Source organism: Pseudomonas sp. RC10-4-2 (assembly GCF_050433085.1).
Lineage (GTDB): Bacteria > Pseudomonadota > Gammaproteobacteria > Pseudomonadales > Pseudomonadaceae > Pseudomonas > Pseudomonas aeruginosa.
Genome location: NZ_JBNPXX010000001.1, coordinates 286,863 through 300,400, shown reverse-complemented (window position 1 = coordinate 300,400; position 13,538 = coordinate 286,863). Strand labels below are relative to the sequence as shown.

Here is a 13,538-nt window from a genome sequence, read left to right as displayed (position 1 = left end):
TTCGACAGGCCGGAGCGGAGTCGCGGAATTCAGCGCTGGCCGACCTGGACCTGCTCCGCCTGGCGCACGAAGTCGGCGCTGACGTAGGGCGAGTAGTCGCCGAGGACGGCCGGCACGCGCTTCTGTTCCTTGAGGAATTCGGCAGTGCCGGCGATAGCCTTGGCGGTGCCGCCGCCGAGCAGGTCGGCGGACAGTTGCGCCTGGCTTTCCGGGAAGGTCGAGCCGGCCAGCAGTTCGGGGACGTCCCTGGGATCGGCGCCGGTCAGCCGGGCGATCTTCTTCACCGGCTCGGAGTCGGCGGTCCATTCGGCCTTGTGCGCGTTGTAGTCGGCGAAGGAATCGAGGCTGACGCGGGCGAAGCGGGCGACGATTTCAGGATGCTTCTCGGCGAAGTCCTTGCGCGCCACCCACACCTCGAATGTCGGCGCACCCCACTGGCCGACTTCGGCGGCGTCGGTGAGGACCTTGCCGCTTTTCTTGATCTCGCCCAGCGCCGGCGACCAGACGAAGGCCCCGTCGATGTCGCCGCGACGCCAGGCGGCAGCGATCTCGGCCGGGTTGAGGTTGACGATCTTCACCTTGGACGGTTCGATCTGCCAGTGCTTGAGGGCGCCGAGCAGGCTGTAGTGGGAGGTTGAAACGAACGGGGTAGCGATGGTCTTGCCGGCCAGGTCCTCGGGTTTCCCGATCCCGCTTCCATTGCGCACCACCAGCGCCTCGGCGGCGTTGATCTGCGCGGAAACGATGAAGGCGACGATCGGCAGCTTCCGCGAGGTCGCCGCTGCCAACGGGCTGGACCCGATGTTGCCGAGTTGCAGGTCTCCGGAGGCGAGCGCGGCGATCACTTCCGGACCGCTGTTGAAGCGGCGCCAGTCGATCTTCTCGCCGATGGCTTTCTCGTACAGGCCATCGGCCTGGGGCACCTTGGTCGGGTCGATGCCGGTCTGGTAGCCGACCGTGATGTCGGCGGCCTGGGCGGCGACGGAAAGGCTGGCAAAGGCCAGGGCTGCCACCAGGCGGTGCAGGGAATTCGGGCGTTTCATCGGGCGAACCTCGGAGGCAACGGTGCCGCGCTCCGGAGGAGAACGGACCAGGGACGGGCAATGGGTGGCGACAGCAAGTCCGGTGGTCCGGTGCGATGCAGATTACAGATATAAAAAACTCGATATAAATAATATTTTGGAATTAGTTTATGAGCGCGAATGCGCCCCCGGATGCCCTTCCGCCCTTGCTCCATGCCCCCGTCCCTACAGGGCCGCGCCCAGCAAACGGGCTTCCAGGGCCTGTCGGCGCAGGCAGGCGAGCAGCCCGGCGCGGGCCACCGCCTCCGCCTCGCTCGCCAGCAGCGACGCCGCCGCGCTTTCGCGGAATGTCAGCGCGCCGCCGCGGGCGAATGCCGCCTGGAAGGACTCCGCCGCCAGTTCGACAAGACGCAGCGCGAGGGCGAGGAGACGCGGCGCCTCTCCCTGCCCCGCCACGTCGCCCGGCACCCGCGCAGCCTGGCCCAGGTCGAGGTTGGCCTGGGCCAATCGGGTCAAGCCTTCGCGCAGTTGCCCGCACGGGGTCGGCGGCAGGCCGGGCGGCACCAGGATGTCCTCGGGATGCAGCCGCAGCCGCTGGTAATGCAGCCGCTGCCCGGCGGGCAAGAACAGCCCCGAACCATCGGCGAGGCCGGAGATGTCGATGCCTGCCCGCCCCGTTTCGGCGACAGCGATCAGGTGAGCGCGGGAGGGCGCGTGCCAGGCTGAGATCAGCAAGCGATCCACGTCTTCCACGGCGAAGCAATCGCTACCCCGTCCACCCACCAGGAAACCGCCCCGCCAGTGCTCCTGCGCTTCGGGCTGGGCGCGCCGCAGATCGACCGCCTCGCTCCACAGCCAGCGGCGCTCGACGCTGGCCGGCAACAGGCGGCGCTGCTGTTCAGGACTACCCAGCAGGCGAATGGAAGCGATCTGCAGATGATGCAGGGCCAGGCGCCGTGCCAGCTCGAGTTCCTGCTCGGCCAGGTGGCGGACGCCAGCGAAGATTTCCCCCCAGTCCCGCTCCATGCCGGCGAACACGCGCGGCACTGCCAGCGCCAGCAGTCCACTGTCGCGCAGGCTTGCCGCCCAACCGGCCATGGGTCGCGGTGTCCTGGGGTCGGGCGAGTGGAGCCGGGCTTCGCTCATGCGGCACCTCGAACGGGGAGCGAGGGCCAGGCGTTGGCGCGAGGTAAGCAGGCTCCGGTGATGGAAAGGGACGGGATGTCCTGCTTATAACCCTAATGGATGAAACCCTAACCTATAAATAACCAATAATCCTTAACTAAGAACCGGAGGCATGCGCCCCTGGCAGAACCATGAGGATGCGTCGGGCAACCGACGCCGGCATCATTCCGGACAGCCGCGAAAACCTCTGTAACGGCTCTGTCATGCGCGTCGTGCGAGGAAACAAATAAGCGGAGAAAAGGGAACCTTATTCGCGCCAAGCTGTTTAAAATCACGCCCGTTTCTGTGCGAGGCCCCTCGCGCAGTCTTTTACCAAGGAGCTACACCACCATGGCACTGACCAAAGACCAACTGATCCAGGACATCGCCGAAGCCATCGACGCGCAGAAGACCACCGTTCGCAGCGCGCTCGACCAGCTCGCCGAGATCGTCAAGGACGCCCTGGAGAACGATGGCGAAATCACCCTGCCGGGTATCGGCAAGCTGAAGGTCTCCGAGCGTCCCGCGCGCACCGGCCGCAACCCGCAGACCGGCAAGGCGATCGAGATCGCTGCCAAGCGTGTAGCCAAGTTCGTTCCGGCCAAGGCACTGACCGACGCGATCAACGGCTGATAACGGCCGCCGCATCCCGCACGGATGCGCAGGAAAAAAGCGCAGGAGCCTGGCCTCCTGCGCTTTTTTCGTTTTCGGGGAGCCGCTGGCGCTGCCGCCCTCGAGGTTTTCCGCCGGATATTCCTACGGCGTTTGCAGTTGCTCGAGCAACGCATGGCAATCGGCAGCGTGCCAGTCGGCCAGCTCCGGCCAGGGGTTTTCCGGCAGGTTGACCAGCACCGTGCGACTACCCGCGGCGCGTCCGCAGTCGAGGTCGAAACGGTAGTCGCCGACCATCACCAGCTCCGCCGGCGTCACGTTCCAGCGTCGGGCGATGCGCAGCAAGCCATCAGGGTCCGGCTTGGGCCGCGCCTCGCCGCGCCCGAGGATGTGCTCGGTGGGGAAGCAGCCGCCCAGGCCGATCGCTTCGAGGGTGATCAGCGCCAACTGGTGGTCGTTGCGGGTCAGGATGCCCAGGCGCACGCCGCGCCGCTGCAACTCGCGCACCAGTTCCAGTGCGCCCGGCGCCGGCCGCGCGGCCTCGGCCAGGGCGCGCTCGTGTTCGAGCAGCCAGGCGTGCTTGGCCGCCGCCTCGGCCTCGGGCAGGGCGGCGAGGTGCAGCAGGATGTCGTCCTGCTCGGGGATGTCCAGCGCTCGGCGGATCGCCGGGAAGTCGTGCACGGCCCGGGTCAGGGTGCCGTCCATGTCGAACACCCAGTGGCGGATGTCGGCCAGCCTCACGCCCAGTCCTCACGCTTGCGGATCAGGCCTTCCTGGCTCGACGAGGCGACCAGCTGGCCGCTCTGGTTGAAGATGCTGCCGCGCACGAAACCGCGTGCGTTGCCGGCCCAGGGGCTGTCGATGGCGTAGAGCAGCCACTCGTCCGCGCGCAGGTCGCGGTGGAACCACAGGGCGTGGTCGAGGCTGGCGACCTGCATGGTCTTCTGCCACACCGAAACGGCATGGGGCTGCATCGAGGTGGTAAGGAAACCGAAATCCGAGGCGTAGGCCAGCAGGTACTTGTGCAGCGCCGGGACGTCCGGCAGCTTGCCGTCGGCACGGAACCAGAGGTACTTCACCGGTTCGTCGGGCTGCGGGTCGTAGGGGTCGTGCTGGGTGACCGGACGAATCTCGATGGGCTTCGGATACAGCAGCTTGTCGCGGATGCGCTCGGGAATCCGCTCGGCGCGCTGGCGGGTCAGCTCCAGTTCCGAAGGCAGATTATCCGGGCCAACCACCTCGGGCATCTCGATCTGGTGGTGGAAACCTTCCTCGTCGTACTGGAAGGAGCTGCTCAGGGTGAAGATCGGCTGGCCTTTCTGGATCGCGGTGACCCGGCGGGTGCTGAAGCTGCCGCCGTCGCGCACCCGGTCCACCTGGTACACCACCGGCATGCTGGCGTCGCCGGGACGCAGGAAGTAGCCGTGCATGGAGTGTACGTGGCGATCGTCCTCCACCGTCTGGCTGGCCGCCGACAGCGCCTGCCCCAGGACCTGGCCGCCATAGAGCTGGCGGAAGCCGAGATCCTGGCTCATGCCCCGGAACAGGTTCTCCTCGATGGGTTCCAGGCTCAGCAAAGCCACCAGGTTGTCCAGTATCTGGGTCATGGGGTGTTTCCTCGAATTCGGGCTGTCGACGGGCTAGTCGCGGCGCATGGCCGGGTACGCGGGCATGTTGCAAAGACGAGTGTCCCACACCGCGCGGCCGAGGGTGAAATGGTAGAGACTGGCCATGGACTCATCCGTTAGTCCAAGCAGCTCATGCACCAGGGGGTCGTAGTAGCAGCCGATACCCGTCCCAGACAGCCCGGCGGCCTCCGCCTCGAGGTAGAGCAACTGGCCGACCTGCCCGCATTCCCAGTACAGCCGCGGATAGCACCAGGGACCTTCTTCGAGCGCCGCGCCGAGATGGGCGAGCATGGCGAGCGCGACGCAGCCGTCGCCGGCGATGTCCTGCTGGCAGGAGAGATACGCCGACAGCGCGCGTGCATCGCCTTCCTGCAACAGGTACAGCGGCAACTCCGGATCGACGTGCTGCCAGAGGAAGTCCTCGCGCATCGGCGGCCGCCGCAGGCCGCTGCGGTCCAGCCAGTACAACCCCGGCACCAGGCCCCGGACGCGATGGACGAACAGCAGCAGATCGACCCGCGCGGCCTCGCCGGTGACCGCGAAAGGCACCGGCGAGCGCTCCGGCAGCAGCCTGCGCAGCCAGGCCCGCAGCAGCCCGACATCGATGCCGGCGCGCCCGTCCATGCGCTGCGCGCTACGCCGCCGATGCAGCAGCGGTCGCAGCGGCAGGCCGGGGTTGTCGTTGCCGGGCTCGCCCGGTGCGACCCTCCACGGGCGTGCCGGCAGGCGCGGCGCCCGACATAGCCCATGTATCCGCTGCAACTCCGGCCAGTCCCGGTACTCCCGCGACAGCCGGTTCGGCGCGCCGGCCAACGGCAGGGCCGCCAGTCCTTCGCACAGGCGCGGCGAAAGGGAAGGCTCTTGCGTGAGCGCCGGCCCGATCCAGAACAGTGCGTCGACGCTCTCGCACTCGGCGAAGCCGTCCCGGTCAAGGCCGAACAGGCCGTCCAGTGCGCTTTCGGCGACGCCGCGCAGCAGGCGCATCTCCCAGCCCTGGATCGCCGCGGCGATCGAGAGGCAGGCCAGCGCGTGGCCGAGGTCATGCTGGCAGTAGCGATAGGCTCGCTCACCGTATTTCCAGGCCTCGCGCCAGGGCACGCTGGTCAATGCCAGGAGGCAGCCGCCGGGCGGCAAGCAGTCATCCAGCAGCGAAGCCAGCGGCGCCGGCAGTTCGCCGCGCACCTCCAGGGCATGCTTGTCGGGACGGTAGTGGGCGAGCAGCGGCGCCGGCTCCAGGGTACCGCCGGGAAGCAGCAGGTAGGCTTCGGTGGGATGCAGGTTGCCGCTCGACGGATTGACCCGCAGCGCCCAGCGAGTGCCGCCGGCCTCCTTCCAGGCCGACAGCGCCAATCCGTCGTAGAGCATCTGCGAGAGGCTGCGGCGATCGAGCCGAGAGGGCGCGGCCGCCGGCCCGGAAAACACCCCGTCGTAGGGTGGCGACTCCTCCAGCGGCCGATGCAGCAGTTCGATTTGCCGGCAGCCCCGGTACTGGCGGAACGGCGCCGGCTGGGTCGCCCAGTCCAGTCCGCCGGGACCGGGTGCGTAGCGCTCCGGGCGATGCATGCTGAGGCGATGGTAGGAGAGCACCTCGCCGCCGCCGTCGCCCATGTTCACCGCTCCGCCCAGCGGGCCGCGTCGACGCGATAGAGGATATGCCGGCGCATCGGGTGATCCGCTGCCAGGAGTGGGTGGTCGAAATCCTCGGCCGGATCGCGACGCATGCCCAGGCGCTCCATCAAGCCCCAGGAGCGGCGGTTGGGCGGCGTGGTGAAGGCCACCACCTCGGGCAGGCGCAGCCGCTCGAAGGCGAAGTCCAAGGCGGTTTCCGCCGCTTCGCGGGCGAGTCCACGGCCCCAGTAGGCGGGCGCCAGGCGCCAGCCGATCTCCACGGTCGGGGCGAAGTGCACGTCCATGGTCACGTCGAACAGGCCGGTGAATCCGATGAACGCCGCCTCGCCCGGTAGCTCCAGGGCCCAGGGCCCGTAGCCACGCTCGGCAAAATGCGCCTGGACGCGATCGACCAAGGCGTCGCTCTGCGCGCGGTCGAGCACACTGGGGAAGAATTCCATTACCTGCGGGTCGGCGCACATCTCGGCGAACGCCTCGCGGTCGCTGTCGCGCCAGGCGCGCAGCAGCAGGCGCGGGCCATGCAGTTCGGAAATGGCGGAAGGGGGAAGGTTCGCGTTCATGGGAGGCCTTTTCGGAAACGGCCGACTCATCTGCGAAGCCAGTCCTCGCGCGTCAACCGGTACAGCACATGATGCCGCAAGCGGTGGCCGGGAGGCAGGTCGGGATGCTCGAAGTCGTCGGTGGGATCGCGATGCATCCCCAGGCGCTCCATCAGCCCCAGGGAGTTCTCGTTGGCCGGTACGGTGAAAGCCACCACCTGGTCCAGGCCAAGGGTATCGAAGGCGTAGCTCAGCGCCGCCTCGGCCGCCTCGTGGGCGAAGCCCTCCGCCCAATACTCGGCGGCGAGACGCCAGCCGATGGCCACCGCGGGTACGAAGGGCGCATCGAAGTCCACGACCTCCAGCCCCACGTAGCCGATGAAAGGATCGCCGCCCTTGACCTGCAGCGCCCACCAGCCAAAACCGTGCTCGGCGAAGTGCGCGTCGATGCGGCGCAGCAACGCGTCGCTCTGGGCACGATCCAGGCAGGACGGAAAGAACTCCATCACCAGTGGATCGGCATTCAGCTCGGCGAACCTGGCCCGGTCCTGCACCAGCCAGGGCCGCAGGATCAGACGGTGGGTATACAGCCGTGGCGAGCGAAGATGCTCGATGCTCAGGCTGGTCAGGTCGGCCATCGCTTGGTTCCTTTCGTTCAACGCACCCCAGAAGGACTATCTGACCGCAGGAATCGGCTGGGGTGCCCGCGAGGGCGGTATTCCGATCTTTGGTCAGGCTCCGCGGAAAAGGCTCCCCAACCGGAGTGTAGTCTTTTCCGCGCCTGGACATGCCCGATCCTCGGGCAAAGCGATGACGATTGGTTTACCGCCCGGGCAACGGGCGCGGGCCGCGTCAATCCGTGCACTCTTCCACCAGGCTTTCGTCCAGGGCGAGGATCGCCAGTTTCACCCCAACGGCGCACTCTTCCACCCAGGCGAACGAGGCGTTCGGGCTGAGGCAGGCATCCTCGAGGCGCCGGCAGCTTTCCACCAGTTGCTCGCCACGCACCACCCTCGCCGCGCCCTTGATCCGATGCGCCAGCTCGGCCAGTTCGCCGGTCTCCTGGCGTTGCACCAGTCCCTCGAGGGTCTCCAGGTCCTTGCGGTTGCTGGTCAGCAGTTCGTCGAGCAGCCGCCTGAGCATCGTCGGCTCGCCGCCGGTCAGCGCATGCAGGGAATCCAGGTCGTAGAGACGGGGGGCCGTCGGTATGGCGACGGGTTCGGCATCGATGGTGACGGGCAGCTCGTCGGCGGCGAAGCCCAGGGCCAGCAGGCGCTCCTCGAGGACATCGAGGCCGATGGGCTTGATCAGGCACTCGTTCATTCCAGCCTGGATGCAGCGCTCGATCTCCTCCGGCTGGGCGTCCGCGGTGAGGCCGATGATGACCACCGGCTCCTCGCCATTCTCGCGCTCCTCCTGGCGGATCGAGCGGGCAAGGTCGGAGCCGCTCATCAGCGGCATGTGGCAGTCGGTGATGACCATGTCGAACGGTTGCCCATGCCACAGGTTGAGAGCGCTCAGGCCGTTCTCCGCTTCCTCCACGTCATGACCGAGGAAGCTCAGCTGTTGATGGAGGATCTGCCGGTTGACCGCATGATCGTCCACCACCAGCACCTGCAACCGCCGCGCCTGGCGACTGCCGAGCGGGATCGCCCGCACGTTCTCGACGATCGGTTCCAGCACCTGCAGGCGCAGCTCGACGTCGATCCGCGTACCCTGCCCCAGCTCGCTGCTCATCACCAGGCGCCCTCCCATCATTTCGCACAGCGAGCGCGAGATCACTAGGCCGAGCCCGGTGCCCTCGGTGTTCTGCAGGTTGCGGTTGACCTGGGCGAAAGGCCGGAACAACTGCTGCTGGTCGCCCAGGGAAATACCGATGCCGGTGTCTTCCACACAGAGATTGACCTGCAACAGCGACGGCTCCACCTGGCGGCCATCGATGCGGATGCGGATCGAGCCCTCGTCGGTGAACTTGATCGCGTTGCTGACCAGGTTGGAGAGGATCTGCTTGAAGCGCATGGCATCCAGCAGTACGTCGCCGTTGATGCTCGAATCGATCTCCAGCACCAGGCTCAGGCGCTTTTGCCGGGCCAGGCCTTCGAATACCCGTGCCACCGATTCCACCAGCTCGCGCAGGTTGGCCCGTTTCGGCGACAGGCTGAGGCGACCTGACTCGATGCGGGCGATGTCGAGAATATCGCCGATCAGCTCCAGCAGGCTCTTCGCCGAGGCATAGGCGATCTCGATGCTGGAACGGTCCACCCGACCGGTCTCGGCACGCTTGAGCGCCAGTTCGAGGATACCGATCACCGCGTTCATCGGCGTGCGGATCTCGTGGCTCATGGTCGCCAGGAAGGTGGTCTTGGCCCGGCTCGCTTCGTCGGCCAGATTCTTTGCCTCTTCCAGCTCATCGATCAACTGGCGGTGCTCGGTGATGTCCAGCCAGCCACAGATGACACCGCGGATGGTCCCGCTGGAATCGCGGAACGGCTGGATCCAGTGGTCGATCCAGCACTCCCGACCGCCCAGCGCCACCGGGTAGACCGCCTCGATGGTCCTGCCCTCGCGCATGGCCATCAGGTAGCTGCGATGGAACTCCGGAGCGGTCTCGAAGTTTTCCATGGGCAGTTCGAGCACGGTGCGGTTCATCACCTCCTCGGAACTCAAGCCGACGCTCTGCAGGTAGCTGCGGTTGCAGGACAGCATCCGTCCGTTGACATCGCGCACATACAGCGGCGGAGGCATGCAGTCGGTCAGGGCCTCGACGAACCGCAACTGGTCGCTGAGCGCCTGTTCGACCCGCGCGCGCACCCTGATCTGCCGGCGCTGATAAGTGACCCAGCCCAGGCAGAGCAGCAGCAAGGCCGCTGCGATCGCCAGGATCTCGGTGATCACCAGGATGTAGTCGACCCAGGTCTGGCCGCTCATTCCCGGCGGCGAGCGCCAGCGATTGACGATATCGCTCAGGTCGTCCGGCGAGATGCTCAGCAAGGCCTTGTCGAGAATCGACTGGAGTTCGGCGTCGCCTCGGCGAACGGCGAAGTGGGCGGTGGCCGCACCGATGGGAACCAGGTCGGCGATCGCCAGCCTCTCGCGGAACAACCGGACGATGTAGTAGCGAGCGGTGACCAGCGGCACCACCGCCGCGTCGGCCCGTCCTTCGTAGACCAGGTTCATGGCATCCAGCGCGACGCCGACCTCCACCATCGAGGCCTGCGGATAGCGCTCGCGCACCTGTTGCATGCCCACATGGCCGGCGGGAATCGCTATGCGCTTGCCGTCGAGGCTCCCGGGGCTCTCCGCGCGTCCCTTGTCGTCCGCCCGGGTGACGAGGACGTACGAGGTGGACAGGAACGAGCGGGTGAAACGCAGCATTTCCTCGCGCTTGCTGCTGCGGCTCATGATCGCCAGGTCCGCCTCCTTCCTGGCCAATACGCCGATCTGCTCGGGGAAGCCCCCACTGCGAGGCGTGACCTGGAAATGCAGGCCGGTGCGGCGGGAAATCATGTCCAGCAGGTCGGAGGCGATGCCCGAGAAGGTCTCGTCGGAATTGAAGAAGGCCAGCGGCGCCAGGTCGTCGTTGATGACCAACCGCACCACCGGGTGGCGAGCGATCCAGCGACTCTCCTGCGGCGTCAGCGCGATACGCTGGCCCGTTGGCAGGGAACCGCTGCCGACCCAGCGCCTGGCGATGCTTTCGAGACGGTCCTGGTTGATCGCGCCGATGGCCGAGTTGACGACGCGCAACAGGTTCGTGTCGCCGCGACGAAGGAGGAAGCCGTAGCCCCCTTCCAGGCGGGCATCGGCAAACCGCTCGAACCTCACGTAGCCGTAATAGGACCGATTGATCCGGTGGTAGGCGCTGAGCACATCGTCGAGATACAGGTCGGTATGTCCGAAAGCCACCGCGGCAACGGCCTCGTCATGGCTGCCGAAGACCACGAAACGCGCCCGCGGGAAACGCTGGCGCAATTCCCCGACATGCTCCCGGGCCACCGCCACGCTGAGTCCGGCGAGATCCTCCGGCGAGTTGCGCTTTTCCCCCATCCGCTTGAACACCGCCAATCGATCACGGGCATAGGGTTGGCTGAGCACCAGGGAGGAATCACCCGCCGAGCTGTAATGGCTGCCAAGCAGGTCGATCTTTCCGGCAGCGAGCGCCGCCACGGCATCCGCATGGGTATCGAAGCTCACGACCTTGATGCGCATGCCGAGCAACTGCCCGACCAGCGTGGCGACGTCCGCCGTTATGCCTTCGTAGTTCTCGTCGTCGAGCCGGACGTTGAAGGGCGAGGTCTCGTCCAGCGCCGCGCCGAGCCTCAGGTGACCCTTGTGGCGCAGCCAGGCCCAGTCGTCCTCGGCGATCGCCATGTCCTCGTGCTCGATGCGCAACTGGCTGAACAGCGTCAGGGACGGATGCGCTTCGACGGCGAACAGGCGTCCGCCCGACAGCAGCAGGCAGAAGAACAGCAGGAATAGTTTTGATCGCATGAAAGGTCTGTGCGGCAGGGCCGGCAGTTGTATGGAAAGGAAACGCGTCCGGCGCGAGGCCCGGCGTTCGGCTAGAGGCAGCCGAGGCCAGGGCGGCGGCGTCAGGATCCGGAGCAATAGTCGAGAAAGTGCTGTTCCGGCATCGGCCGGGCGAACAGGTAGCCCTGGGCTATGGAGCAACCGAGTTCGATCAGGCGTACCCGTTGTTCGTCGCTCTCCACCCCTTCCACCACCAGGGAAATTCCCAGCGCCTGCGCCAACGCCACGACACTGCTGATGACGGCGCAACTCCTGGGCTGGGTCTTCATCTTCTGGACGAAGGTTCTGTCCAGCTTGATCTGGCTGAAGGGAAACTCGCAGAGCCGGTCGAGGGACGAATAGCCGGCGCCGAAATCGTCCATCGCCAGGCCGCAGCCCATGATCCGCAGACGCACGAGGTTCTCCAGGCTGCTGGCAGGAGCGCTGATCAACCCGGTCTCGGTGATCTCGAACATCACCGAACTGGGCGGGAGGTGGAACTCGGTCAGCAACGCCGAGATGTTCTCGGCCAGGGCACGCGAACCCAGTTGCGAAGGATGGACGTTGAACGCCAGGTTGATCGGCTGCCCCAACTGCGCCAGCTTCCTGCGCGTCGCCAGCCCCTGGCTGAACAGTTGCCAGAACAGCTTGTCGACCAGGTTGTAGGTTTCCATCACATAGAGGAAATGCGACGGCGGCAATACGCCGAGATGCGGGTGGTTCCAGCGTGCCAGGACCTCGGCGCCGATCAGGCCGCCGCCATCCAGGGCCACCTTGGGCTGGTAGTAGGCTTCGAACTCGCCGTTGTCGAGGCCGCGCACCACGTCCGCCACGGAGGGCAGCTCGGCGACTTCGATCTGTCGCGGCAGGTCCTGGCGACGAGCGTTGTAGCGGGTCAACAGGGCGGTGATCCGCTCCAGGCTGAATGGCTTGCCGAGGTCGCCGAGAAAATTGAGGCCCAGGCACTCGATCATCGAAATGGTGGCCTGGCGCAGGATGGGATCCACCTCGCTGCTGAGGATCACCGAATGGACCTTGCCGCTCAGGCTTGCGTGGCGAAGGAACGCCAGGCCGTCCATGCCGCTCATCTGCAGGTCGCAGATGGCGATGTCGACGTGTCCGCAGGACTCCAGGATCGCCACCGCCTCCTTGCCGTCCGCCGCCTCGAGGATCGATCCGGGCACCACTTTCTTCAGGGCTGTGACGGCTACCAGGCGCTGAAAAGGCTCATCCTCCAACACCAGAACATTCAAATCATTCATCACGGTCCACACAGGGTTTCCAGGAAATACCGGCGATATACTGCTGTGTTTCCCTTACTAGACCTATGGGACAAGTCCCCATGTTTTGTGGGAATTTTCCTACTGATTTGGAGGTTCGGTTGGATTAGCATGGTTCCACATGAAAAACCGAGTCGCCCCGCCTTAACAGGCTATTCTGGACGGCGATCTCGGCCTAGCGCCCAACATGGATGACCACCGGCGGCAGCGCCCGGGAAATCGAATCCCGACCCTGTCCCGGTCCCTCAAGGTAAATCGAATTTATGCATACCGTCCTGATCGTCGACGACCACCCCGTCATCCGTCTCGCCGTGCGCGTCCTGCTGGAAAAGCATGGTCTGCAGGTGGTCGCCGAGACGGACAATGGCGTGGATGCCATCCAGTTGGTCCGGGAGCACGAACCGGACGTGGTGATTCTCGACATCGGCATTCCCAAACTCGATGGCCTGACCGTGATCTCGCGGATCAAGTCCCTGGGACTGCGTAGCCAGGTGCTGGTACTCACTTCGCAATCCGCAGAGGCGTTCTGCAAGCGCTGCATCCAGGTCGGTGCCCGTGGGTTCGTCAACAAGGAAGAAGACCTGAACAACCTGATCAACGCCCTGAACGCGGTGACCGCTGGCTACACGTTCTTTCCTTCGCTCACGTTCGATACCCTCGGCACCCCGCCGGAACGCATTTCCGAAAGCGAGCTTATCGGCCTGCTCTCCGACCGCGAGATGATCGTCCTCCAGCATCTCGCCATGGGCTATTCGAACAAGGCCATCGGCGAGAAGCTGTTCCTCAGCAACAAGACCGTCAGCACCTACAAGACCCGCCTGCTGCAGAAGCTCGGCCTGGGTTCGCTGGTCGACCTCGCAGAGTTCGCCAAGCGCAATTCGCTGATCCACTGACCTGGCGCTTGGCTGTCGAAGCCAAGGCCTAGGGCACCTTCGGGCAAGCGCGACCGGAAGCCGTTCCTGCCACGCGACGAGCGTCGGCGGATTTCCACAAAGCGTGTGGAACCGCCTGTGGATAAGGTGCGAAAAACGCTTCGCGCAGCGCATCGTGCCTGGCCTTGCGACGGTTGATCAGTTCCTGACCAGGCGCACGGCGAGCGGACCAGGTGGCATCGACAAGGCTCGGAGGCGGTCTTCGCCTCGGTTACACTGCACG

General features: G+C 65.9%; 11 protein-coding genes. 2 read left to right on the top strand and 9 right to left on the bottom strand.

What is annotated here, in order from left to right; all coding sequences use genetic code 11:
* Nucleotides 1-29 precede the first annotated feature (29 nt).
* Nucleotides 30-1,043, bottom strand: a complete 1,014-nt coding sequence (gene tauA, locus FHW81_RS01400) for a taurine ABC transporter substrate-binding protein (RefSeq protein WP_003119230.1) — start codon at nucleotides 1,041-1,043, stop codon at nucleotides 30-32.
* Nucleotides 1,044-1,247: 204 nt separating this feature from the next.
* Nucleotides 1,248-2,168, bottom strand: a complete 921-nt coding sequence (locus tag FHW81_RS01395; RefSeq protein ID WP_003143037.1) for an acyl-CoA dehydrogenase family protein — start codon at nucleotides 2,166-2,168, stop codon at nucleotides 1,248-1,250.
* Between the two features lie 324 nt (nucleotides 2,169-2,492).
* On the opposite strand from FHW81_RS01395, the gene FHW81_RS01390 reads away from it, so the two are divergent.
* Nucleotides 2,493-2,819 (top strand): HU family DNA-binding protein, encoded by a 327-nt coding sequence (locus FHW81_RS01390; protein WP_223198316.1) that lies wholly within the window; start codon nucleotides 2,493-2,495, stop codon nucleotides 2,817-2,819.
* 123 nt (nucleotides 2,820-2,942) lie between these two features.
* On the opposite strand, the gene FHW81_RS01385 is transcribed toward FHW81_RS01390, so the two are convergent.
* The 7 genes from FHW81_RS01385 to rocR form a co-directional block, all read right to left on the bottom strand.
* Nucleotides 2,943-3,539 (bottom strand): HAD family hydrolase, encoded by a 597-nt coding sequence (locus FHW81_RS01385; RefSeq protein ID WP_003107576.1) that lies wholly within the window; start codon nucleotides 3,537-3,539, stop codon nucleotides 2,943-2,945.
* Nucleotides 3,536-4,405, bottom strand: a complete 870-nt coding sequence (gene tesB / locus FHW81_RS01380; protein WP_003093084.1) for an acyl-CoA thioesterase II — start codon at nucleotides 4,403-4,405, stop codon at nucleotides 3,536-3,538. The genes FHW81_RS01385 and tesB overlap by 4 nt, the downstream gene beginning before the upstream one ends.
* A 33-nt stretch (nucleotides 4,406-4,438) precedes the next feature.
* Nucleotides 4,439-6,034: a SagB/ThcOx family dehydrogenase gene (locus tag FHW81_RS01375; protein ID WP_003453913.1), complete on the bottom strand. Its 1,596-nt coding sequence runs from the start codon at nucleotides 6,032-6,034 to the stop codon at nucleotides 4,439-4,441.
* Between the two features lie 2 nt (nucleotides 6,035-6,036).
* Nucleotides 6,037-6,615, bottom strand: a complete 579-nt coding sequence (locus FHW81_RS01370) for a GNAT family N-acetyltransferase (RefSeq protein ID WP_003106018.1) — start codon at nucleotides 6,613-6,615, stop codon at nucleotides 6,037-6,039.
* Nucleotides 6,616-6,641: 26 nt separating this feature from the next.
* Nucleotides 6,642-7,232, bottom strand: a complete 591-nt coding sequence (locus FHW81_RS01365) for a GNAT family N-acetyltransferase (RefSeq protein ID WP_023096465.1) — start codon at nucleotides 7,230-7,232, stop codon at nucleotides 6,642-6,644.
* A gap of 214 nt (nucleotides 7,233-7,446) precedes the next feature.
* Nucleotides 7,447-11,085, bottom strand: a complete 3,639-nt coding sequence (locus FHW81_RS01360) for a transporter substrate-binding domain-containing protein (protein WP_088171088.1) — start codon at nucleotides 11,083-11,085, stop codon at nucleotides 7,447-7,449.
* 101 nt (nucleotides 11,086-11,186) lie between these two features.
* Nucleotides 11,187-12,365: a two-component system response regulator cyclic di-GMP-specific phosphodiesterase RocR gene (gene rocR / locus FHW81_RS01355; RefSeq protein WP_003106013.1), complete on the bottom strand. Its 1,179-nt coding sequence runs from the start codon at nucleotides 12,363-12,365 to the stop codon at nucleotides 11,187-11,189.
* A 281-nt stretch (nucleotides 12,366-12,646) separates the two neighbouring features.
* On the opposite strand from rocR, the gene FHW81_RS01350 reads away from it, so the two are divergent.
* Complete coding sequence (locus FHW81_RS01350; protein ID WP_003106011.1) at nucleotides 12,647-13,276, top strand: response regulator transcription factor; 630 nt, start codon at nucleotides 12,647-12,649, stop codon at nucleotides 13,274-13,276.
* Nucleotides 13,277-13,538: the final 262 nt, after the last annotated feature.

Coding starts and splice junctions, on each gene's coding strand:
- tauA (WP_003119230.1), bottom strand. CDS start 1,043: ATGAAACGCCCGAATTCCCTGCACCGCCTGGTGGCAGCCCTGGCCTTT.
- FHW81_RS01395 (WP_003143037.1), bottom strand. CDS start 2,168: ATGAGCGAAGCCCGGCTCCACTCGCCCGACCCCAGGACACCGCGACCC.
- tesB (WP_003093084.1), bottom strand. CDS start 4,405: ATGACCCAGATACTGGACAACCTGGTGGCTTTGCTGAGCCTGGAACCC.
- FHW81_RS01375 (WP_003453913.1), bottom strand. CDS start 6,034: ATGGGCGACGGCGGCGGCGAGGTGCTCTCCTACCATCGCCTCAGCATG.
- FHW81_RS01370 (WP_003106018.1), bottom strand. CDS start 6,615: ATGAACGCGAACCTTCCCCCTTCCGCCATTTCCGAACTGCATGGCCCG.
- FHW81_RS01365 (WP_023096465.1), bottom strand. CDS start 7,232: ATGGCCGACCTGACCAGCCTGAGCATCGAGCATCTTCGCTCGCCACGG.
- FHW81_RS01360 (WP_088171088.1), bottom strand. CDS start 11,085: ATGCGATCAAAACTATTCCTGCTGTTCTTCTGCCTGCTGCTGTCGGGC.
- rocR (WP_003106013.1), bottom strand. CDS start 12,365: ATGAATGATTTGAATGTTCTGGTGTTGGAGGATGAGCCTTTTCAGCGC.
- FHW81_RS01350 (WP_003106011.1), top strand. CDS start 12,647: ATGCATACCGTCCTGATCGTCGACGACCACCCCGTCATCCGTCTCGCC.